The sequence below is a fragment of the Streptomyces sp. NPDC090106 genome (assembly GCF_044747265.1).
GTDB lineage: Bacteria > Actinomycetota > Actinomycetes > Streptomycetales > Streptomycetaceae > Streptomyces.
The window spans coordinates 317,082-338,148 of sequence record NZ_JBIVDS010000010.1; the positions used below are offsets into that span (position 1 = coordinate 317,082).

Here is a 21,067-nt window from a genome sequence, read left to right on the forward strand (position 1 = left end):
CCGGGAGGGTGCGTGACGTGCCATTGCGTCAAACGAGTGAATGGCGAACCGGTCACACACCCTGTTCCCGGCCAGGTCAGAGGGCCTGCCCCGGATGATCGTCCGCCGGGCCGGAGGGCGCGGACCCGGGCGGGAGGGGCGCGGGAGCCGCCGGGACGGGCGCGGGCGCCTCGGAAAAGGGCGCGGGCGCCGTCCCGCCGAGCTCGCGTGCCCGGCGCACGAACAGCTCGTGCAGATCCTGCGCCGCCCTCGGCACGGACTCCGCCCTGCGGCGCTGGAGCATCAGCAGCACCTGGGTCGTGTCCCCGGCGAGCGGCCGGTGCGTGATCGTGCCCTGCCGTTCCAGCGGGTCGCCGATGACGCTGAAGTCGGGCAGGACCGTCGCCCCGAGCCCTTCGGCGACCATCAGCTTCCCCATCTCCGCGCCGTCGGTGGAGTACGAGAACGCCGGGTCCCGCCCGTCCAGCAGCCGGTGCACGAAGCGGTGCATCACGTACCCGGCGCGCATCGCGATCAAGGGCTGCGCCAGGAGGTCGTCCACGGTCACCGCGGACAGCGCGGCCAGCGGGCTGTCGGGGCGCACGCACACCACCGGGCGCCCGCGCAGCAGCCGGGTCGCCTCGAACCCCGCGGGCACGTCGTCGCCGTCCAGGTGGTTCACCAGCCCCAGGTCGAACCCGCCCTCCACCAGGGCGCGTTGGATCTCCGTCTGCTGGGCGGCGACCACCTCGACCTGGGTGACCGGATGGGCGGCGCGGAAGTCCCGCACCACCGGCACCACCAGCGGCACGGTCGCCGCGTTCACCGTGCCCAACCGGACCATGCGGCTGATCCGGTGCTGCTCGCCCGCCGCCGCCCGCAGCCGGTCCACCGCGTCCAGCACGTTGATGATGTGCGGGAGCAGTTCCCGCCCCTCCGCGCTCATCGTCGCGCCCGAGCGTTTGCGCTCCAGGAGATCGACCCCCAGTTCGCGTTCCAGATTCCGCACGGTCTCGCTCAACGCGGGCTGCGAGAGCCGCAGTTCCTCCGCGGCCCGGCGCAGGGAACCGAGCCGGGTGACCGTGGCGATGTATTCGAGTTGTTCGGTCCGCATGGCCGTCAGAATGGGCTCGATTTCGGGGCGCGTTCAAGGGTTTCCCTGTCACACCTTCGTGAAATTCAATGGTCCGCGATACGAGACCGGTCGGGTTTACCTTGACGGCCCGGACGGGCGGCTGTCACGATCGACGGCATGAAGATGCGACTGGACCTCACGCGGCGACGGCACGTCGACCTCGCGCGCGTTTCCAGCGCCTCCTGTTGTCCCGCGGCCTGATCACCCGTCCCTGATCCGCCGCTCTCTCTCCTTCGCCCGCCTGAATTCCGCGCACACGCGTGCCCTGTGCACCCGCCCGCGCGCAAACCTGTGCACCCGCTTTTGTGCCCGGTGAATTCGGCGTGCTCCGAGACATTCCGCAACAGGAGTTCCGCATGCCCGCCGAGCCCGTGAAATTCGCCTACTGGGTCCCCAATGTGAGTGGGGGACTCGTCACCAGCAAGATCGAGCAACGCACCGACTGGGGCTACGACTACAACCGCGAACTCGCGGTCCTCGCCGAGAACAACGGCTTCGAGTACGCGCTCAGCCAGGTCCGCTACATGGCCAGCTACGGCGCCGAGTTCCAGCACGAGTCGACCAGCTTCAGCCTCGCCCTGCTCCTCGCCACCGAACGCCTCAAGGTCATCGCCGCCGTCCACCCCGGACTGTGGCACCCCGGCGTCCTCGCCAAGCTCGGCGCCACCGCCGACCATCTCTCGAACGGACGCTTCGCCGTCAACGTCGTCTCGGGCTGGTTCAAGGGCGAGTTCACCGCGCTCGGCGAGCCCTGGCTGGAGCACGACGAGCGCTACCGCCGCTCCGAGGAGTTCATCACCGCCCTGCGCCGCATCTGGACCGAGGACCACGCCGAACTCGCCGGGGACTTCTACCGGTTGCGTGACTTCTCCCTCAAGCCCAAGCCCCTCAACACCCCCGAGCGACCGCACCCGGAGATCTTCCAGGGCGGCAACTCCACCGCCGCCCGCGCGATGGCCGGCCGGGTCTCCGACTGGTACTTCTCCAACGGCAAGGACTTCGACGGCGTCGTCGAGCAGATCGGCGACGTCCGCAAGTCCGCCGCCGAAGTCGGCCGCACCGCACCGAAGTTCGGGCTCAACGGGTTCCTCATCGCCCGCGACACCGAGGCCGAGGCCCGCGACACCCTCCGGGAGATCGTCGCCCGCGCCGACACCGAGGCGGTCGAGGGATTCGGCGCCGCCGTGAAGCAGGCGGGCCAGTCCACCGCCGACAAGAAGGGCATGTGGCAGGACTCCTCCTTCGAGGACCTGATCCAGTACAACGACGGCTTCCGCACCGGCCTCATCGGCACCCCCGAGCAGATCGCCGAGCGGATCGTCGCCTACAAGAGGCTCGGCGTGGACCTCTTCCTCCTCGGCTTCCTGCACTACCACGAGGAGGTCGAGTACTTCGGCCGCCGCGTGCTGCCCCTCGTGCGCGAACTGGAAGCCCGACTGCCCGACACCGCCGACGAGTCCGTCCCCGCCCAGGTCTGAGGAGGTCCACCCCATGAGCACCGTCACGCCCGCCGACTGGCAGACCCGCCCCGCCCCCGAGACCGCCCAGGGCTGGATCGCCCGCGCCGGCGAGGTCGCCGCCGTCCTCGCCACCGACGCCGCCGCCCGCGACCGGGCCGGCGCCACCCCGTACGCCGAGGTCCAGTTACTCAAGGACTCCGGACTCGTCACCCTGCTGGGCCCCACCGAGCACGGGGGCGCGGGCCAGGACTGGCCCACCGCCTACCGGGTCGTCCGCGAGATCGCCAAGGCCGACGGCTCCATCGGCCAGCTCCTCGGCTACCACTACCTGTGGAACTGGGCCGCCCGCCTGGTCGGCACCCGCGAGCAGTGGGAGCACGTCGAGGCCGAGGCCGCCCGCCACCGCTGGTTCTTCGGCGGGGCCGTCAACCCCCGCGACCACGACGTCGTCGTCACCGAGGACGGCGACGACCTCGTCTTCACCGGCCGCAAGACCTTCTCCACCGGCAGCAAGGTCTCCGACGTCACCGTCCTGGAAGGCGTCCTCGACGGCACCGACCAGCACGTCTTCGCGATCGTCCCCTCCGACAGCGAGGGCCTGACCTTCCACGACGACTGGGACAACATCGGCCAGCGCCTCACCGAGAGCGGCGGCGTCACCCTCGACGGCGTCCGCACCCCCTGGTCGTCGGCGGCCGGCTACGTCGACAAGGAGTTCCGGCCCCGCGTCTACAACACCCTCAACGTCCCCACCATCCAGCTCGTGTTCGTCAACTTCTACCTCGGCATCGCGGGCGGCGCCCTGGAGAGCGCCGCCACCTACACCCGCGAGAAGTCCCGCTCCTGGCTGCACGGCGGCCACGAACGCGCCGTCGACGAGCCGTACGTCATCGACATCTACGGCGACCTCACCGCGAAGCTCTGGGCCGTCGAGGCGCTCGCCGACACCGTCGCCGCCGAAGGCCGGCAGCTGCACGACGACCCCGACGCCGTCACCGAGAAGACCCGCGGCGACTTCGAGGTACGGGTCGCCGCGGTCAAGGCCCGCGCCACCGACGTCGCCCTGGAGATCGCGAACCGGGTCTTCGAGGTGACCGGCGCCCGCTCCACCACCACCGCCGAGGGCCTCGACCGGTTCTGGCGCAACGTCCGCACCCACACCCTGCACGACCCCGTCGCCTACAAGCGGCGCGAGGTCGGCCGCTGGGTCCTCGAAGGCGAACTGCCCGAACCCACCTGGTACTCCTGACCGCCTCCCCGGGGCGCCCGCGCGACAGCGGGCGCCCCGCTCCACGCCTCGCGAAAGAGGACTCATGGCCACCGTCCTGTCCGTCTCCGGCAGCCCCTCCGCCTCGTCCCGCACCAACCGTCTGCTGCGCCACCTCGACCAGCGGCTCACCGCGCAGGGACACCGGGTGATCCCGCTCGACATCCGCACCGTCCCCGCCGAGGCCCTGCTCGGCGCGGACTTCCGGCACCCCGCGATCGTCGAGGCCACCGAACTGTTCGCCCGTGCCGACGGCGTCGTCGTCGGCACGCCCGTCTACAAGGCGTCCTACTCCGGAGTCCTCAAGGCGCTCCTCGACCTGCTCCCGCAGTACGCGCTGGCCGGCAAGACCGTGCTCCCGCTGGCCACCGGCGGCTCCACCGCGCACGTCCTGGCCATCGACTACGCCCTGCGCCCGGTCCTCAACTCCATGGGCGCCGACCACATCGTCCAGGGCTGGTTCACCCTCGACAAGGACATCAGCGTCCACGACGACGGCACCGTGAGTGTCGCCCCGGCCGCCCGCGAGCAACTCGCCCAGGTCGTCGACCAGTTCTCGGCCGCCCTCGGGCGCACCCCGGTCCTGGCGGCGGCGAGCTGACCCCGATGACCGCCCATGTGATCGCCGACGACACGGAGGCCCTCGCCGTCGCGGCGGCCCTGGCCGACGAGTTCCGCGCGGACGCCTCCGCCCGGGACGCCGAACGCAGGCTGCCGCGCGCCGAACTGGACCGGCTCTCCGCGTCCGGCCTGCTCGCCGTCACCGTCCCCGCCGAGCACGGCGGGGCCGACGTGGGCGCGGTGACCCTCGCGGAGATCTTCCGCCTGCTCGCCACCGCCGACGCCAGCCTCGCCCAGATCCCGCAGAGCCACTTCGCCTACGTCAACGTGATCCACCGCCAGGGCGACGACCGGCAGCGGAAGTTCTTCTACGGCGAACTCCTCGCCGGACGCCGCTTCGGCAACGCCCAGTCGGAGGCGGGCACCAAGCACGTCCAGGACATCCGCACCCGCCTGGAGGCGCGACCGGACGGCTCGTACCTCCTGAACGGGGTCAAGCACTACTCCACCGGCGCCCTCTTCGCCCACTGGATCCCCGTCCTCGCCCGCGCCGAGGACGACGACCTGCATGTCGCCTACGTCCCGAGCGGCACCCCAGGCGTCACCGTCGTCGACGACTGGGACGGCCTCGGCCAGCGCACGACCGCCAGCGGCACCGTGCGGCTGGAGAACGTACCGGTCCCCGCCGACCGTGTCCTGCCCCACCATCTCACCTTCCGGGGCCCGCAACTTCACGGCGCGGTGGCCCAGTTGCTGCACGCGGCGATCGACGTGGGCATCGCCGGGGGAGCGCTCGCCGAGGCGGCGGAGTTCGTCCGCGCGAAGAGCCGCCCCTGGTTCGAGGCGGGAGTGGAGAGCGCGGTCGAGGACCCGCTGCTGATCCAGCGGTTCGGCGAACTCGCCGTCCAGGCAAGGGCGTCCGAGGCGCTGCTGCGGGAGGCCGCCCGCACGGTGGACGCGGCGCGCGCCGACCTCACCGACGACACGGCCGCCGAGGCGTCCATCGCCGTCGCCGCCGCGAAGGTGCAGGCCGCGCACGCCGCCGTCGAGGTGGCGAGCGCCCTGTTCGAGGTCTCCGGCACCCGCTCGGCCCTCGACTCCCTGAACCTGCACCGGCACTGGCGCGACGCCCGCACCCACACCCTGCACGACCCGACCCGCTGGAAGATCCAGCACATCGGCCGGTACGTCCTGACGGGCACGCGCCCGCCCCGCCACGGCCTGCTGTAGGGCACGTCCCCACCGCCCTCACCGCATGGACACTCGCGATCGGAGACCCCCGTGTCCCTCACCTTCCACTGGTTCCTCCCGACCAACGGCGACAGCCGCCATGTCGTCGGCGGCGGCCACGGCACCCCGGCCACCGCCTCCGGACGGGACCGGCCGCCCACGGTCGCCTATCTGAGCCAGATCGCCCGGGCCGCGGAGGACCTCGGGTTCGTCGGGGCGCTCACACCGACCGGCGCCTGGTGCGAGGACGCGTGGCTGACGACCGCGATGGTCAGCCAGAACACCGAGCGGCTGAAGTTCCTGGTCGCCTTCCGGCCCGGTTTCGTCTCCCCGACCCTCGCCGCGCAGATGGCCTCCACCTTCCAGCGCCAGTCCGGCGGACGCCTCCTGCTCAACGTCGTCACCGGCGGCGAGAGTCACGAGCAGCGCGCCTACGGGGACTTCCTCGACAAGGACGCCCGCTACCGCCGCACCGACGAGTTCCTGGAAGTCGTCCGGGGGTTGTGGGCCGGCGGGACCGTCGACCTCAAGGGCGAGCACCTCCGGGTCGAGGACGCCCGGCTGGCCCGGGTGCCCGACCCGGTCCCCGAGGTGTACTTCGGCGGCTCCTCACCCGCCGCGGGCGAGGTCGCCGCCAAGCACGTCGACGTGTACCTCACCTGGGGCGAACCGCCCGCGCAGGTCGCCGAGAAGATCGCCTGGATCCGGGGTCTCGCGGCCGAGCGGGGCCGCACCCTGCGGTTCGGCATCCGGCTGCACGTCATCACCCGCGACACCGCCGAGCAGGCGTGGGCCGAGGCGGACCGGCTCCTCGCCGGCTTCGACCCGGAGACCGTCGCGTCCGTCCAGGCCGGGCTCGCCCGCAGCGAGTCCGAGGGCCAGCAGCGCATGCTCGCCCTGCACGGCGGCGGCAACCGCGACGGCCTGGAGATCCACCCCAACCTCTGGGCGGGCATCGGCCTCGTCCGCGGCGGCGCGGGCACCGCTCTCGTCGGCAGCCACGACGAGGTCGCCGAACGCATCAAGAAGTACCACGCCCTCGGCATCGACGAGTTCGTCCTCTCCGGCTACCCCCACCTGGAGGAGGCCTACTGGTTCGGCGAGGGCGTCCTCCCCCGACTCGCCCGACAGGGCCTGTGGCGGCACCCGTTCGCGCCCACGGCGGCCCCGACGGCCCAAGTGCCGTTCGCGAGCTGAGTGCTCGACCGTGACGAGCCGGGCCGGCGCGGGCCCTACCCCCGCGCCAGCGCGTCCAGATACGCCCGCCGGACCGCCGACGTCTGACCCTGGATCACCAGGAACATCCCTTCACGGGCCAGGCGTTGGGCGGGGTGGCGCAGGTCCATGGCCCGGCCGCCGGACGCCGAGATCGCGGCCGTCGTGGCGGCGCGCATCAGGTCGTAGGCCCTGGTCCTGAGGGCCAGCCGCTCCTCGACGTGCTCGTGGGGGACGGGGTGGTCGGCGAGGGCGTAGGCCCGGCCGCGCACTTCGTCCAGGGCGGCGCGCAGAGCGGCGGCCGTGCCGGGTTCACCGGAGTCCGCCACCAGGCGCAGCGCGGCGTGCGCGATGCCGAAGACCGCAGGGGAGGTGTTGGTGCTGCGCGGGATGTCCAGGAGGGCGAACTTCTCCTGCGGGGTGCGCAGCACGACGGACGATCCGGGCAGCCACAGCCCGTCCAGGTCCAGGGAGACCGTCCGGGCGGCGGAGAGCGCCGCCAGCCGCATGGGCGCCGAAGGGCGCAGCCCCGGCTGCTCGCGGGCCTCCGCGAACGCGAACACGATCTCGTCGGACCCGGTCACCCCCGCGAGCAGCATCACGTCGTTCAGGCCCCAGCCCGTGTACCAGGGCACCGTCCCGTCGAACCGCCAGCCGTCGCGCTCGGCCGTGGCGCGCACGGGCACCCGCGGGAGGGCGCGGACATGCGCGTACGCGATGCCGGCGAGCAGCCCACCGGTCGCCAGTGGGCGCAACAGGCGCTCGCGAACGGGGAGTTCGGACTTCGCGAGCATCCGCACCGGGGTGTGGTGCTGGGTCTGCACGAACCAGGTCGAGCCGCAGGCCCCGGAGAGGATCTCCTGGACCTCCCGCGCGACCGGGTCGGGTGCCCCGGCCCCGCCGTACTCCACGGGCCCGCTCACGCCGAGCAGCCCCGCCTCCCGGATCGCCCCGACGTGGCTCGCCGGCACCTCGCTCGTGTCGACCCGGGCGGCCTCGGGGGCGAGGAGACGGTCGGCGAGGTCCTGGGCACGGACGGTGAGCGGATGCGTCGAGGTGGTCATGAGGAAGATTCTCCCGATCCGCTCGTGCGCGGTGTCGATCCGGGGGTCTGCCGTTCGTGTAGGAGGTGAGGGAACGACCTCGCACCCGACACCGACCCCACCGCACGGAGGACGTCATGCAGTACTACCTGCTGAGCGTGATCACACCCGCCGACGGGACACCGCCCGGCCCCGAGGCGATGGCCGACATCGTCCGCGACCTCGGCACCTTCCACGCCGAACTGCGCGAGGCCGGTGCCTGGGTCTTCGCCGGAGGGCTGCACGGCCCCGAGACGGCCACCGTGCTGCGCCCCGCGGACGGCGAGGTGCTGATCACCGACGGGCCCTACGCCGAGGGCAAGGAGTACCTGGGCGGGATCTGCCTGATCAAGGCGCCCGACCTGGACGCGGCCCTGCACTGGGGCCGGCGGGCGACCTGGGCCACCACCCTGCCCATCGAGGTGCGCCCCTTCATGCACCAGGCCGAGGAGTGACACCGGCGCCCGTCGACGTCGAGGCCGTCTTCCGCGCGGAGTACGGCCGTGCCGTCGCCGTCCTCGTCCGCTTCCTCGGCGACATCGACCTCGCCGAGGAGGCCGTCCAGGACGCCTTCACGACGGCCCTCGCGCGCTGGCCGGAGACCGGCGTCCCGCCGAGCCCGGCCGGCTGGATCATCACCACCGCCCGCAACCGCGCCGTCGACCGCCTGCGGCGCGAGGCGCGCCGCGACGACCGGCAGGCCCAGGCGCTGCTGCTGAACACCCCCGACGCACCGGCCGAGGAGGGCCCCGTGCGCGACGACCGGCTCCGGCTGATCTTCACCTGCTGCCATCCCGCCCTCGCGCCCCAGGCGCGGGTGGCCCTGACCCTGCGCCTGCTCGGCGGGCTCACCACGTCCCGGATCGCCCGCGCGTTCCTGGTGCCCGAACCGACGATGGCCCAGCGGATCGTCCGCGCCAAGGCCAAGATCCGCGACGCCCGCATCCCGTACCGGGTCCCGCGCGACGCCGACCTCCCCGACCGGCTGAACGCCGTCCTGGCCGTCGTCTACCTGATCTTCAACGAGGGGTACGGCGGGTCGCCCGAGCTGTGCGCCGAAGCCGTACGGCTGGGGCGGCTGCTCACCGAGCTGATGCCGGACGAGCCCGAGGCCACCGGGCTGCTCGCGCTGATGCTGCTCGTCGAGTCGCGCGAAGCGGCCCGGCAGGACGCGGAGGGGGGCCTCGTGCCGCTGCCCGAGCAGGAGCGGTCCCGCTGGGACCCCGCACTGGTCGCCGAGGGGCAGGACCTCGTACGCCGCTGTCTGCGCCGGAACCGTCCGGGTCCGTACCAGATCCAGGCCGCGATCCAGGCCGTGCACAGCGACGGTCCGGCGACGGACTGGGGGCAGGTCCTGCGGCTCTACGACCAGCTCATGGCCGTGGCGCCCAGTCCGGTCGTCGCGCTGAACCGGGCGGTGGCCGTCGCCGAGGCCGAGGGCCCGGAAACGGCCCTCGGCCTCGTGGACGACCTCGGCCTCGGCCTCGGCCTCGACGGGTACCACGTCCTGCACGCCGTCCGCGCCGACCTGCTGCACCGCCTCGGCCGCGACACGGAGGCCGCACAGGAGTACGAGGCCGCCCTGGCCCTGACCGAGAACCCCGCCGAGCGCGCCTACCTGCGCCGACGGCTCACACCCTGATCGTGGCCACCCGCGCCGGCGCCTCACACGCTGAGCGCCTCGCGCACCGCGCCCTCCGCCTCCTTGCCGCCCTCTCCGGAGGAGGTCACGCGGCCCGCCTCCAGGACGTAGTAGCGCTGGGCGGCCCGCATCGCGAAGCCGACGTGCTGCTCGACCAGCAGCACGGACAGGCCGCCCCGGGCGGCCAGCGCGAGGATCGTCTCCTCGATCTCGGCGACCACCGACGGCTGGATGCCCTCGGTCGGCTCGTCGAGCAGCAGGAGCCGGGGCTCGGTCACCAGGGCGCGGGCGATGGCCAGTTGCTGCCGCTGCCCGCCGGAGAGGAGACCGGCACGCCGGGCGGACAGTTCCCTGAGCGCGGGGAAGAGGTCCAGCGCCTCCGCCACCGCCTGCCGGCCGCGCCTGCGGCCGTCCGCGACGAGCTGGAGGTTCTCGGCCGTGGTCAGGTGCGGGAAGGACTGCTGGCCCTGCGGGACGTACGCCATCCCGCGCGCGACCCGCTCGTGCGGCCTGCGCCGGGTGATGTCCTCCCCGTCGAGCCGGATCGTCCCGGCGGCCGGGGTGAGCAGGCCCACGGCGGCGCGCAGCAGCGTGCTCTTCCCGGCGCCGTTGTGCCCGAGGACCGCGGTCACACCGTCCTTCGGGACCTCCACCGAGACGCCGTGCAGGACGGTGCTGCGGTGGTAGCCGACGCGGACGTCGTCGATCTGGAGCATCACGCTTCCTGCACCTCCAGGGTGTCGTCCTCGACGTGCCCGAGGTACACCTTCTGCACCTCGGGGTCCGCCTGCACCTGAGCGACCGTGCCCTCGCTGAGCACCTTGCCCGCGTGCAGGACGCTGACGCTGCGCGCGAAGGACCGCATGAAGTCCATGTCGTGCTCGATGACGACGACCGTGCGCTCCTCGCTGATCCGCTCCAGCAGCTCGCCGGTCGCCTGCCGTTCGTCATGGCTCATCCCGGCCACGGGCTCGTCGAGCAGCAGCAGCCGTACGTCCTGCACGAGCAGCATGCCGATCTCCAGCCACTGCTTCTGGCCGTGCGCGAGGGTCCCGGCGGGGGAGTCGGCGAGGTGGGCGAGCCCGACGGTCTCCAGGGCGCGGGCCACCGGTTCGGGCACGTCCTTGCGGCGCCGCAGCATGGTCCAGGCGCCGCGGCCCGAGCCCGCCGCGATGTCCAGGTTCTGCAGGACCGTCAGCTCCTCGAAGACGGTGGCCGTCTGGAACGTGCGCCCGATCCCGGAGCGCGCGATCCGGTGCACCGCCCGGCCCAGCAGTTCCTCGCCGCCGAACCGCACCGACCCCTGGGCCTTCACCAGTCCGGTGACGGCGTCGACGAGGGTCGTCTTGCCCGCGCCGTTCGGCCCGATCAGGAAGCGCAGGTCGCCGGGGGAGACGTCGAGGTCCACCCCGTCGACGGCGGTGAACCCGTCGAAGGACACGCGCAGTCCGCGGATCTCCAGCTCGCTCATGCCGCCTCTCCCACCGCTGTGTCGCTTACGGGAACCCTGGCCGACGCCTTGGCCGCCCCGGCCCTGCGGCGCCGCACGATCGCCGCCAGCGAGACCAGCCCGCCCGGCAGGAACGCCAGCGCCACGATGAACAGCAGCCCCTGGAAGTACGTCCAGGCCGCCGGGAACTCCTCCGACAGCGCCGTCTTCGCCCAGGCGACCGCGAGCGCGCCCAGCACCGCCCCGGCCAGGCTCGCCCGGCCGCCCACCGCCGCGCCGATCACGAACTCGATCGACGGGACGATCCCGATCAGCGCGGGCGAGATGATCCCGACCGCCGGGACGAACAGGGCGCCCGCGAGACCGGCCATGCCCGCGGCGACGACGTACGCGACGAGCTTGACGTTGGCCGGGTCGTAGCCGAGGAAGCGCACCCGCTCCTCCGAGTCCCGTACGGCGACGAGGAGTTCGCCGTAGCGGCTCTGGATGAGCTGGCGGGCGAGGGCGGTCAGGAGCAGCAGGGCCGCGGCGATGACGAAGTACACCATCCGCTGGTTGACGGGGTCGTCGAGGTCGTAGCCGAAGAAGCCCTGGATGTCGGTGAGTCCGTTGGTGCCGCCGGTCGTGGCCTGCTGGCCGATCAGCCAGATCGCCAGCGCGGCGGCGAGGGCCTGGCTGAGGATCGCGAAGTAGGCGCCCTTGACCCGGCGGCGGAAGATGAACAGTCCGAGCAGCGCGGCGACGGCCATCGGGAGCAGGACGGTCGCCGCGAGCGCGAACAGCGGGTTCCCGAACGGCCGCCACCACCAGGGGAGTTCGGTGGCGGTGCCGTAGAGCTGCATGAAGTCGGGCAGGTTGCCGGGGCCCGCGTCGGTGATCTTCAGGTGCATCGCCATGGCGTAGCCGCCGAGGCCGAAGAACACGCCCTGGCCGAGCGTGAGGAGACCGCCGCGGCCCCAGGCCAGGCAGATGCCGACGGCGACCATGGCGGTGCACAGGTACTTGGCGAGCAGCCCGAGGCGGAAGTCGGACAGGGCGAGCGGGGCGACGGCGAACAGGGCGACGGCCGCCGCGGCGAAGCCCGCCCAGGCCCTGGCCGAGCGGCCGTTGAGCAGGTTCATACGAGACTCCTCGTGCGCAGCGTGTACAGGCCCTGGGGCCGCCACTGGAGGAACGCGACGATCGCGACGAGCACCAGCACCTTGGCGACGCTGACGGTCGTGGAGTACTCCAGGACCGACTGGAGCACGCCCAGCACGAAGGCGACGATGACCGTGCCCTTCAACTGGCCGATCCCGCCGACCACGATGACCAGGAACGCGTCGATGATGACGTTGGTGCCCATCGTCGGCCCGATCGGCCCGACCAGGGTGAGCGCCACCCCGGCGACGCCCGCGAGCCCGGACCCGATGAAGAACGCCGTGCGGTCCACGGTCGACGTGGAGATGCCGGACACCTCGGCGAGGTCCCGGTTCTGCACCACGGCCCGGATCCGGCGGCCCAGCGGCGTCAGCCGCAGGGTCAGCGACAGGGCGACGACCGCGGCGACCGCCAGCCCCAGGATGAACAGCCGGCTGTTGGCGACGGTGAGCGGGTCGTCGCCGCCGATGAGCGTGATGTTCCCGGTGAGCACGTCCGGGGCACGTGTCTGCACGTTGGGGGCGCCGAAGATGTCACGGGCGAGCTGCTGGAGCATCAGCGAGACACCCCAGGTGACCAGAAGCGTGTCGAGGGGCCGCAGATACAGACGGCGTATCAGCAGCCATTCCAGCAGTGCGCCGAGAGCGCCCGACACGAGAAATGCGACGGGCAGCGCGACGAGAAGCGAGATTCCCGCGCTGGAAATGGACTTCTGCAGGACATAGGTCGTGTAGGCGCCCGCCATGATGAACTCACCGTGCGCCATGTTGATGACGTTCATCTGGCCGAAGGTGAGCGAGAGGCCGAGCGCGATGAGCAGCAGGACGGCACCGATGCTGATGCCGGTGAAGGTCTGACCGAGGATCACGGTCATACGGCGGCTCCGGGGGACGTGGGACGAGGGCCCCGGCGCGCGGGGCCCTCGTGTGACGGTCGGTCAGGACAGGCCGGAGGCCCAGGAGTAGCCCTTGAGGAACGGGTCCGGCTTGATGGGGCTGCCGGAGTTCCAGACCTCCTTGATCTGGCCGTCGGTGCCGATCTCGCCGATGCGGGCGGTCTTGTAGACGTGCTGCGAGGCGCCGTCGACGGTGACCTTGCCCTCGGGGGCCTCGAACGTGATGCCGTCGGAGGCGGCCTTCACCTTCTCCGGGTCGAAGGACTTCGCCTTCTCCACCATCGCCTTCCACAGGTAGACCGAGGTGTAGGCGGCTTCCATCGGGTCACTGGTCGGCTTGTCCTGGCCGTACTTGGCCTGGTACGCCTTCACGAACTTCGCGTTCGCCGCGCCCTCGGTGGTCTGGTAGTAGTTCCACGCCGTCAACTGGCCCGCCAGGTACTGCGTGCCGATCGACTTGACCTCCTCCTCGGCGATCGACACCGAGACCACCGGCATGCTCTTCGCGGTCAGCCCGGCCGACTTGTACTCCTTGAAGAAGGCCACGTTGGAGTCGCCGTTGAGGGTGTTGAAGACGGCGTCCGCCTTCGACGCCTTCACCTTGTTGGCGATGGTGGAGAACTCCGTGGAGCCCAGCGGCGCGTAGTCCTCACCGAGGATCGTCATGCCGTTGGCCTTCGCGTACGCCTTGATCTCCTTGTTGGCGGTCCGCGGGAACACGTAGTCGCTGCCGACCAGGTAGAGCTTCTTCAGCCCCTTCGACTTCAGGTAGTCGAGCCCGGGGACGATCTGCTGGTTGGTCGTCGCGCCCGTGTAGAAGATGTACGGGGACTCCTCCAGACCCTCGTACTGCACGGGGTAGAACAGCAGCGACCTGTTCTTCTCGAAGACCGGCTTGACGGCCTTGCGGCTGGCGGAGGTCCAGCAGCCGAAGGTGGCCGCGACCCCGTCCTCCTTGATGAGCTTCTGCGCCTTCTCGGCGAACGTCGGCCAGTCGGAGGCGCCGTCCTCGCTGATCGGCTCGATCTTCTTGCCGAGGACACCGCCCGAGGCGTTGATTTCCTCGATCGCCAGCTTCAGCGAGTCGCGCACGGTCACCTCGCTGATCGCCATCGTGCCCGACAGCGAGTTGAGCAGACCGACCTTGACCGTGTCGCCGCTGACGTCGATCTTCGCGGCCTTGTCGGAGGAGGAGCCGGCCGCGTCGGTCTTCGCCCCGCACGCGGACAGCAGTACGGCCGCGCTCAGGGCGGCGCCTGCGGCGAGGAGACCACGGCGGGGAACACGGGAACTGCGGGAACCGCTGGACAAACCAACCCCCTAGGGTGAACGGCCTGCTGAAGTGCGGTCCACAGACTCAAGTCCCGCTGTTTCCACGGTGTTTCGCAGGACTTTCCCGGAGGCAACAAAAAACGCCCCGACAGCGAAGTGAGGCGCATTCAGAAATGCAATCACAATTCGCCCGAGGCATTCTAATTACTTTCTGTGGGAAGTATCTTGACGCCCTGAGGGCCTGTCAAGGGCGGGGACCGCGGAGATCGAGCTCGGTCAGGACGTCGAAGTCCAGCCCGTCCGCCCGCGCCAGGTAGATCCGCTGCCGGACGTGCCGGTCCCGCAGCCGCATCAGCCCGCGCGGGCCCTCGTACGACACCGAACCCGCCGCGGCTCCGATCGCCGAGACGTCCAGCGTCCCGGCCCGCTTGAGCAGCGCGGCGAGCAACAGCACGCCCTCGTAACAGGATTCGCCGAGACTGCCGAGTGCCGGCGCCTCCACGCCGTACCGTCCGGCGTACTGGCCGTGGAAGTCGAGGGTGTCCTGGTTGGCGAGCGAGGCGAAGAAGCCGGCGGTGCTGTACAGCTCCTCGGTGGCCGAAGGGCCGCTCGCCATCAGCATGTTCTCGTCCATCAGCGTGCTCAGCCGCAGACAGCGCGCGGGCAGGCCGTACTCGGCGAACGCCCGGTTGAACCGCACCGCGTCGCTGCCCACCAGCAGCATCAGCACCCCGTCCGCCTCCGCGCGCTCGATGCGGCGCAGCACCGGCCCGAAGTCGTGGGTGCCCAGCGGGAGATAGACCTCGCCCTGGACGACGCCGCCCGACTCGCGCGCGTACCCGTGCGCCGCCCGGGCCGTGCGGCGCGGCCACACGTAGTCGTTGCCGACGACGAACCAGCGGCGCACCTTGCGCTCGTGCGCCAGCAGGCCCATCGCGGGACGCAGTTGGTCACGGGGCGTCTCGCTCGTCAGGAACACCCCGGCCGTGTGCTCGCCACCCTCGTACAGGGCGGTGTAGACGTACGGCACCCGATGGGCGATCCTCGGCGCCAGCGCCTGCCGCACCGAGGAGATGTGCCAGCCCGTGACGCCCTGCACCGCGCCCAGGTCCACCAACGTCTCGACGTGGTCGGCGACTTCGCGGGGCGGCGCGCCCCCGTCGACGGGCACCAGGCGCAGCTCCCGGCCGAGGACGCCGCCCGCGCGGTTCACCTCCTCGGCGGCCAGCCGGGCGCACAGTTCGCACGTGGGCCCGAAGATCCCGGCCGGACCCTGCAACGGGAAGACCAGGGCCACACCGAGCACGGAGGCGTCGGCCGTGAACCAGTCGTGGGCAAGGGGATCGGGCCGGAACATGGCGTCATGATTTCGGGTCCTCCCGGTGAACTCCAGCCTGTCTCCTACGATGTACGCACCCCGTGACCTACGCACCCCTCGGGCCGCACACCCCGTGACCTCCGCACCCCGTGACCTAGGAGCGCGATGCCCACCTCATCCCCGCGCCGGCCCCGCGACCTGGTGCACCTTCTGACCCGGGTCGAGCGGCTGACCGCGCGCCGCCTCCAGGCCGCGCTGGACGAGGAGGGGTGCTCGCTGGACGCGTGGCGGGTGCTCGCCCGGCTCTCCGACGGGCAGGGCCACCACATGACGGCCCTCGCGGAGGCCGCGTTCCTCCCGGCGCCCACGCTGACCAAGCTGGTGGACCAGCTCGTCGACCAGAACCTCGTCCACCGTCGCGTCGACCCCCTCGACCGGCGCCGCATCCTCGCCCACCTCACCCCGCGCGGCCTGGACTACTGGCGCCGCGTCGACCGGGCGGTCCGCGACGGCTGGCCCGCCGGGCTCGCCGAGGGGGACGAGGAGCTGCTGCGCGCGCTGCTGGACCGGCTGGCCGAGACCCTGGACGCCACCGCCCAGGTGTGACCGCCCAGTGACCGAAAGTAATGTGGGTGCATCCGGAATCTTTGCCGCCCCGGAGATGGTTGCTATATACACCTGATCGACCGGTACCGGTCGAGACCGTACGCCCGCGGGCCCCGCAGCCCGCGCCGGACCAGCGAGGCACCGTGAACCAGCCCACCCCCGAGCAGCCCGCCGACACCGTCGCCCGGCTCCGCGCCACCTTCCGCACCGGCCGCACCAAGCCCCTCGCCTGGCGCACCGGCCAGCTGCGACGGCTGCGCGACCTGCTCACCGAACGGGGCGACGACCTGGCCGCCGCCCTCCATGCCGACCTGGGCAAGAGCTCCACCGAGGCCTACCGCACCGAGATCGACTTCACGATCCGCGAGCTGGACCACACCCTCGACCACCTGGACGAGTGGCTGCGCCCCGAGCCCGCGCCGGTCCCCGCGCACCTCGGCGCCGACGCCACCGCCTGGACGCAGGTCGAGCCGCTCGGCGTCGTCCTCGTCATCGCCCCCTGGAACTACCCGGTCCAGCTGCTGCTCGCCCCCGTCGTCGGCGCCCTGGCCTCGGGCAACGCCGTCGTCGTCAAGCCCAGCGAGCTGGCCCCCGCCACCTCCGCCGTCCTCGCCCGGCTGCTGCCCGCGTACCTCGACACGGACGCCGTCGCGGTCGTCGAGGGCGGTGTCCCGGAGACCACCGCCCTGCTGGCCGAGCGCTTCGACCACATCTTCTACACCGGCAACGGCGTCGTCGGCCGGATCGTCATGCGCGCCGCCGCCGAGCACCTCACCCCGGTCAGCCTCGAACTCGGTGGCAAGTCGCCGGCGTTCGTCGGCCGTGACGCCGACCTGTCCGTCGTCGCCGACCGGCTGGTCCGCGGCAAGTTCCTCAACGCAGGCCAGACCTGTGTCGCCCCCGACTACGTGCTGACCGACCCCGAGACCGCGGCGGCGCTCGAACCCGAGTTCACCAAGGCCGTCGAGGCCCTGTTCGGCGCCGACCCGTCGACGTCCGGCGCCTACGGGCGGATCATCAACGAACGCCACTTCGACCGGCTCAGCGGCCTCCTCGGCTCGGGACGCACCGTCGTCGGCGGCGCCACCGACCGCGCCACGAAGTACATCGCGCCCACCGTCCTCGCCGACGTCGACCCCGCGTCCCCCGTCATGCGCGAGGAGATCTTCGGCCCGATCCTGCCCATCGTCACCGTGCCCGGCCTGGACGAGGCCATCGACTTCATCACCGATCGTGACAAGCCGCTCGCCCTGTACGTCTTCAGCGACGACCGTGGGACCCGCGAGCGCATCGCCGCCGAGACGTCCTCCGGCGCCCTCGGCTACGGCCTCCCGCTCGCCCACCTCACCGTGTCCGACCTGCCCTTCGGCGGCGTCGGCGAGAGCGGCATGGGCAGCTACCACGGCCGCTGGTCCATCGAGACGTTCAGCCACCGCAAGGCGGTGCTGGACAAGCCCCTCGGCTGACTTCCGCCCCGCTCCGCGGCGGGAACATGTGACCACCGGCCTTCGAACAAGGGCCGGTGGTCCCTCCTCGCCGGGACCCGTTCCGTGGACGATGGAAGCCTGACCGCGGCACCTGGCGAAAGACGGCGACGCATGTACTCCAACGACGGCTTCAGGGAACTCGACCGGGACGAGTGCCTGCGTCTGCTCGCGGGCGCCCCGATCGGCCGGATCGTGTACACCCGTCAGGCCCTGCCCGCCGTCCTCCCGGTCAACTTCGGCCTGGACCCGGACGGCGCCGTCCTGCTGCGCACCGCGGCCGACTCCGGGCTGACCCACGCCGTCGACGGCGCCGTGGTCGCCTTCGAGGCCGACGCGGTCGACACCGCCACACAGTCCGGCTGGAGCGTCATCGTCACCGGGCACGCCGCCGTCGTCACCGACCCGGACGAACACGACCGCCTCAGCCGCACCGGCCCCCGGTCCTGGGTGCCGGCCCCCAGCGAGGTGTTCGTCCGCATCGAACCCGAGCTGGTGACCGGGAGGGAACTGGTCGCGGGTCGGACGATGTACGGGGTGCGGATCGCTTCCTGAGACGCCGGGACGGGGACGCGCGACCCGGCCCTTCGCCCGGCGGCGGCCCCGGAACCGGGGTCAGCCCTCAGCACCCTCCACCCACGCCCCGTCCCGCATCAGAAACCGCCCCCGCATCTCGTGCTCCCCGTTCCGTGCCTGCACCGACCTCGGGCGCACCCGGACGTACACGTACGGCAAGGGGTCCGCCCGCGGATCCCACCCCGTTCTGGCCAGGAACCCCTCGGCCGCCGCCTCCGGCACCTCGTCGGCGTCGAAGAGCTCCGCGTCACCGTCCACGAGCACCACGTCCTGGGTGTCGCCGAGCGCCAGCCTGGCCCGTCCCGCGTCGCGCAGATTGCGTGCCGTGGGTGTCGTCGGCCGGGTCGCGAGCCACAGGGCCTCGCCGTCCCAGAGGAACCAGAGCGGGACCAGGCACGGCACCCCGTCGGCGTCCGCCGTGGCCACCCAGACGTCCGTCTCCCGGTCCAGGCGCGCCAGAAGCTCGCGCTTGCGCTGCCGGGGGCTGCGGGGCGGCTCGCCGATCTTCATGAACCATGACGCTAGCGGGGGCGGGCCGTACGCCGCATCGGGCGTCGGACCTAGGCCGGTCGGTTCCCGGGCCGACTGGCGCATCCCTACGTTTTACGTATAACCTCTCCCGTTAATCCGTCCCCGATCCGGTTTCCTCGCTCCCGTCCTCCCGCTCCCGTCCTCCCGTTCCTGTGCTCCCGCTCCATCCCCTCCCGGTTCACCGCTTCCCGTTCCCGAAAGGCCCGCCTCCGATGAGACGCATCGCCCTGGTCACCCTCGTCGTCGACGACTACGACGAGGCGATCCGCTTCTACACCGAGGCCCTCGGCTTCCGTCTCGTCGAGGACACGCCCCGGCCGGACGGCTCGCGGTGGGTCGTCGTGCGGCCCGGCGCGGAGCGGTCCGGTACCGATCTGCTGCTGGCCCGGGGCAAGGACGACGCCCAGCGGGCCCGGGTCGGGGACCAGACCGGCGGGCGGGTCGGGTTCTTCCTGTACACCGACGACTTCGCCCGCGACCACGCCCGCATGGCCGCCGCGGGGGTCACCTTCCTGGAGGAGCCGCGCCACGAGCCCTACGGCTCCGTCGCCGTCTTCCAGGACCTGTACGGAAACCGCTGGGACCTCCTCCAGCCCGCCGTCTGACCCCGCTCCGCCACCCTCGCCTCCCGCCCCAAGGAAAGACCTCGCCTGCCATGAGTACTACGCGCGTAGACATCGAAGCGATCCGCCGCCTCCCCAAGGCCGTCCTGCACGACCACCTCGACGGCGGCCTGCGTCCCGCCACCGTGATCGAGCTGGCCGCGACGGTCGGGCACACCCTGCCCACGACCGACCCGGACGAGCTGGCCGCCTGGTACTACGACGCCGCGAACTCCGGTGACCTGGTCCGCTACATCGCCACCTTCGAGCACACCCTCGCCGTGATGCAGAACCGCGAGGGCCTGCTGCGCACCGCCGAGGAGTACGTCCTGGACCTGGCCGCCGACGGCGTCGTCTACGGCGAGGTGCGCTACGCCCCCGAGCTGAACACGCGGGGCGGGCTCACCATGGGCGAGGTCGTGGAGACCGTCCAGGAGGGCCTGGCCTCCGGTATGGCGAAGGCCGCCGCCGCGGGGACCCCCGTGCGCGTGGGCACCCTGCTCTGCGGGATGCGGATGTTCGACCGGGTGCGCGAGGCGGCCGACCTGGCCGTCGCCTTCCGGGACGCCGGCGTCGTCGGCTTCGACATCGCGGGCGCCGAGGACGGCTTCCCGGCCGTCAGCCACCTGGGGGCCTTCGAGCACCTGCGCGCCGAGAACGTGCCGTTCACCATCCACGCCGGCGAGGCGTTCGGCCTGCCCAGCATCCACCAGGCCGTCCAGGCGTGCGGCGCCCAGCGCCTCGGGCACGGCGTGCGGATCACCGAGGACATCGTCGACGGCAAGCTCGGCCGTCTCGCGGGCTGGGTGCGGGACCGCCGTATCGCCCTGGAGATGTGCCCCACCTCCAACCTCCAGACCGGCGCGGCCACCTCGATCGCCGAGCACCCGATCACCGCACTGAAGGACCTCGGGTTCCGGGTCACGCTCAACACCGACAACCGGCTGGTGTCCGGCACGACGATGACCCGCGAGATGTCCCTGCTCGTCGAGCAGGCGGGCTGGACCGTCGAGGACCTGCGCACGGTCACGGTGAACGCCCTCAAGAGCGCGTTCATCCCGTTCGACGAGCGCAAGGCCCTCATCGAGGACGTCGTCCTGCCGGGCTACGAGACCGCGCTCTGACCCAGCCCCCGCAGATAGGCGGCCTGTCCGACGTGCTGGAGGTCGTCGGACAGGACGCTGACCAGCCGCACGCCCAGCGTGACCGGCGGGTCCCAGCGGGTGTCCACGATCCGCTCCAGGTCCGCCGCCGTCAGCCCGCGCAGCGCCTCCAGGCTCTGCGCGTGGACGGCGTCGTGGTAGCCGGTCAGCAGCTCCGGGTCGTCGACCCGCACCCGGGCGACCTGCGCCGAGGTGTGGCCGAAGCCGTGGTCGCCCGGCGGGAGGCCGAGGCCGAACCGCTTCTCCCAGCCCTCGGTGAGCCACACCTGGTCGAGCCCGAAGGCGTCGGCGACATGGTCGTCCTGGACACGGGTGAGGTGCCAGACCAGCCAGGTCACCGAGTTGGCGTCGGGGGCGGGACGGTGGTTGAGGGCGTCGGGGGTCAGACCCTCGACGGCGGCGTGGACCTCTTCCCGGATGCGGGAGAACCCGTCGATGAGGATGTCCTTTGCATGCATG

23 protein-coding genes are annotated in these 21,067 nt (G+C 71.9%); 13 read left to right on the forward strand and 10 right to left on the reverse strand.

Annotation, left to right across the window (positions count from 1 at the left end; all coding sequences use genetic code 11):
• Positions 1-76 precede the first annotated feature (76 nt).
• On the reverse strand, positions 77-1,093 hold the full coding sequence (locus ACIPSE_RS31110) for a LysR family transcriptional regulator (RefSeq protein WP_401668968.1): 1,017 nt from the start codon (positions 1,091-1,093) through the stop codon (positions 77-79).
• 144 nt (positions 1,094-1,237) lie between these two features.
• Here ACIPSE_RS31110 and ACIPSE_RS31115 point away from each other — a divergent pair, with 144 nt between their 5' ends.
• The 6 genes from ACIPSE_RS31115 (at position 1,238) to ACIPSE_RS31140 (ending at position 6,829) form a co-directional block, all read left to right on the forward strand.
• A complete protein-coding gene (locus ACIPSE_RS31115) occupies positions 1,238-1,315 on the forward strand; it encodes a putative leader peptide (protein ID WP_353962852.1) in 78 nt (25 codons plus the stop codon).
• Between the two features lie 155 nt (positions 1,316-1,470).
• Positions 1,471-2,592, forward strand: a complete 1,122-nt coding sequence (gene sfnG / locus ACIPSE_RS31120) for a dimethylsulfone monooxygenase SfnG (protein ID WP_401668970.1) — start codon at positions 1,471-1,473, stop codon at positions 2,590-2,592.
• 13 nt (positions 2,593-2,605) lie between these two features.
• A complete protein-coding gene (locus ACIPSE_RS31125) occupies positions 2,606-3,823 on the forward strand; it encodes an acyl-CoA dehydrogenase family protein (RefSeq protein ID WP_401668973.1) in 1,218 nt (405 codons plus the stop codon).
• Positions 3,824-3,887: 64 nt separating this feature from the next.
• Complete coding sequence (ssuE, locus tag ACIPSE_RS31130; RefSeq protein WP_401668976.1) at positions 3,888-4,442, forward strand: NADPH-dependent FMN reductase; 555 nt, start codon at positions 3,888-3,890, stop codon at positions 4,440-4,442.
• Between the two features lie 5 nt (positions 4,443-4,447).
• The gene (locus tag ACIPSE_RS31135) at positions 4,448-5,632 is read left to right on the forward strand and encodes an SfnB family sulfur acquisition oxidoreductase (protein ID WP_401668978.1); all 1,185 of its coding nucleotides are present in this window, start codon (positions 4,448-4,450) and stop codon (positions 5,630-5,632) included.
• A 51-nt stretch (positions 5,633-5,683) separates the two neighbouring features.
• Entirely contained in the window at positions 5,684-6,829 is a 1,146-nt protein-coding gene (locus ACIPSE_RS31140) for an LLM class flavin-dependent oxidoreductase (RefSeq protein ID WP_401668981.1), read from the forward strand.
• Between the two features lie 35 nt (positions 6,830-6,864).
• Here ACIPSE_RS31140 and ACIPSE_RS31145 read toward each other — a convergent pair whose 3' ends face one another.
• On the reverse strand, positions 6,865-7,911 hold the full coding sequence (locus ACIPSE_RS31145) for an acyl-CoA dehydrogenase family protein (RefSeq protein ID WP_401668983.1): 1,047 nt from the start codon (positions 7,909-7,911) through the stop codon (positions 6,865-6,867).
• Between the two features lie 116 nt (positions 7,912-8,027).
• Between ACIPSE_RS31145 and ACIPSE_RS31150 the strand changes: the two genes are divergently transcribed.
• Together ACIPSE_RS31150 and ACIPSE_RS31155 are read left to right on the forward strand one after the other, a co-directional pair.
• Positions 8,028-8,384: a YciI family protein gene (locus tag ACIPSE_RS31150; protein WP_401668986.1), complete on the forward strand. Its 357-nt coding sequence runs from the start codon at positions 8,028-8,030 to the stop codon at positions 8,382-8,384.
• Positions 8,381-9,571, forward strand: coding sequence for an RNA polymerase sigma factor (locus tag ACIPSE_RS31155; protein WP_401668988.1), 1,191 nt, complete (start codon positions 8,381-8,383; stop codon positions 9,569-9,571). The genes ACIPSE_RS31150 and ACIPSE_RS31155 overlap by 4 nt, the downstream gene beginning before the upstream one ends.
• Positions 9,572-9,594: 23 nt before the next feature.
• Here the strand turns inward: ACIPSE_RS31155 and urtE are convergent, their stop codons facing one another.
• The 6 genes from urtE to ACIPSE_RS31185 form a co-directional block, all read right to left on the reverse strand.
• The gene (gene urtE / locus ACIPSE_RS31160) at positions 9,595-10,287 is read right to left on the reverse strand and encodes an urea ABC transporter ATP-binding subunit UrtE (RefSeq protein WP_401668991.1); all 693 of its coding nucleotides are present in this window, start codon (positions 10,285-10,287) and stop codon (positions 9,595-9,597) included.
• Entirely contained in the window at positions 10,287-11,042 is a 756-nt protein-coding gene (gene urtD / locus ACIPSE_RS31165) for an urea ABC transporter ATP-binding protein UrtD (protein ID WP_401668994.1), read from the reverse strand. Before urtD ends, urtE begins: the two co-directional genes overlap by 1 nt.
• Positions 11,039-12,142 carry an urea ABC transporter permease subunit UrtC gene (urtC, locus tag ACIPSE_RS31170; protein WP_401668996.1) on the reverse strand — a complete coding sequence of 368 codons (1,104 nt, stop codon included), beginning with the start codon at positions 12,140-12,142 and terminating at the stop codon, positions 11,039-11,041. The genes urtD and urtC overlap by 4 nt, the downstream gene beginning before the upstream one ends.
• Positions 12,139-13,035: an urea ABC transporter permease subunit UrtB gene (gene urtB, locus ACIPSE_RS31175; RefSeq protein ID WP_401668999.1), complete on the reverse strand. Its 897-nt coding sequence runs from the start codon at positions 13,033-13,035 to the stop codon at positions 12,139-12,141. Before urtB ends, urtC begins: the two co-directional genes overlap by 4 nt.
• Before the next feature lie 63 nt (positions 13,036-13,098).
• Complete coding sequence (urtA, locus tag ACIPSE_RS31180; RefSeq protein ID WP_401669002.1) at positions 13,099-14,367, reverse strand: urea ABC transporter substrate-binding protein; 1,269 nt, start codon at positions 14,365-14,367, stop codon at positions 13,099-13,101.
• Between the two features lie 205 nt (positions 14,368-14,572).
• Positions 14,573-15,685 carry a substrate-binding domain-containing protein gene (locus tag ACIPSE_RS31185; protein ID WP_401669005.1) on the reverse strand — a complete coding sequence of 371 codons (1,113 nt, stop codon included), beginning with the start codon at positions 15,683-15,685 and terminating at the stop codon, positions 14,573-14,575.
• 126 nt (positions 15,686-15,811) lie between these two features.
• Here ACIPSE_RS31185 and ACIPSE_RS31190 point away from each other — a divergent pair, with 126 nt between their 5' ends.
• From ACIPSE_RS31190 to ACIPSE_RS31200, 3 genes are all read left to right on the forward strand, one after another.
• A complete protein-coding gene (locus ACIPSE_RS31190) occupies positions 15,812-16,252 on the forward strand; it encodes a MarR family winged helix-turn-helix transcriptional regulator (protein ID WP_401669007.1) in 441 nt (146 codons plus the stop codon).
• 143 nt (positions 16,253-16,395) lie between these two features.
• A complete protein-coding gene (locus ACIPSE_RS31195) occupies positions 16,396-17,718 on the forward strand; it encodes an aldehyde dehydrogenase family protein (protein ID WP_401669010.1) in 1,323 nt (440 codons plus the stop codon).
• Between the two features lie 132 nt (positions 17,719-17,850).
• On the forward strand, positions 17,851-18,291 hold the full coding sequence (locus ACIPSE_RS31200; RefSeq protein WP_401669013.1) for a pyridoxamine 5'-phosphate oxidase family protein: 441 nt from the start codon (positions 17,851-17,853) through the stop codon (positions 18,289-18,291).
• Positions 18,292-18,351: 60 nt separating this feature from the next.
• Here ACIPSE_RS31200 and ACIPSE_RS31205 read toward each other — a convergent pair whose 3' ends face one another.
• A complete protein-coding gene (locus ACIPSE_RS31205; protein WP_401669015.1) occupies positions 18,352-18,822 on the reverse strand; it encodes a pyridoxamine 5'-phosphate oxidase family protein in 471 nt (156 codons plus the stop codon).
• Positions 18,823-19,055: 233 nt separating this feature from the next.
• Between ACIPSE_RS31205 and ACIPSE_RS31210 the strand changes: the two genes are divergently transcribed.
• On the forward strand, positions 19,056-19,448 hold the full coding sequence (locus tag ACIPSE_RS31210; protein WP_401669017.1) for a VOC family protein: 393 nt from the start codon (positions 19,056-19,058) through the stop codon (positions 19,446-19,448).
• A 50-nt stretch (positions 19,449-19,498) separates the two neighbouring features.
• Positions 19,499-20,569 (forward strand): adenosine deaminase, encoded by a 1,071-nt coding sequence (locus tag ACIPSE_RS31215; RefSeq protein WP_401669020.1) that lies wholly within the window; start codon positions 19,499-19,501, stop codon positions 20,567-20,569.
• Here ACIPSE_RS31215 and ACIPSE_RS31220 read toward each other — a convergent pair.
• Positions 20,551-21,066 (reverse strand): DinB family protein, encoded by a 516-nt coding sequence (locus ACIPSE_RS31220; RefSeq protein ID WP_401669022.1) that lies wholly within the window; start codon positions 21,064-21,066, stop codon positions 20,551-20,553. The genes ACIPSE_RS31215 and ACIPSE_RS31220 overlap by 19 nt on opposite strands.
• Position 21,067: the final 1 nt, after the last annotated feature.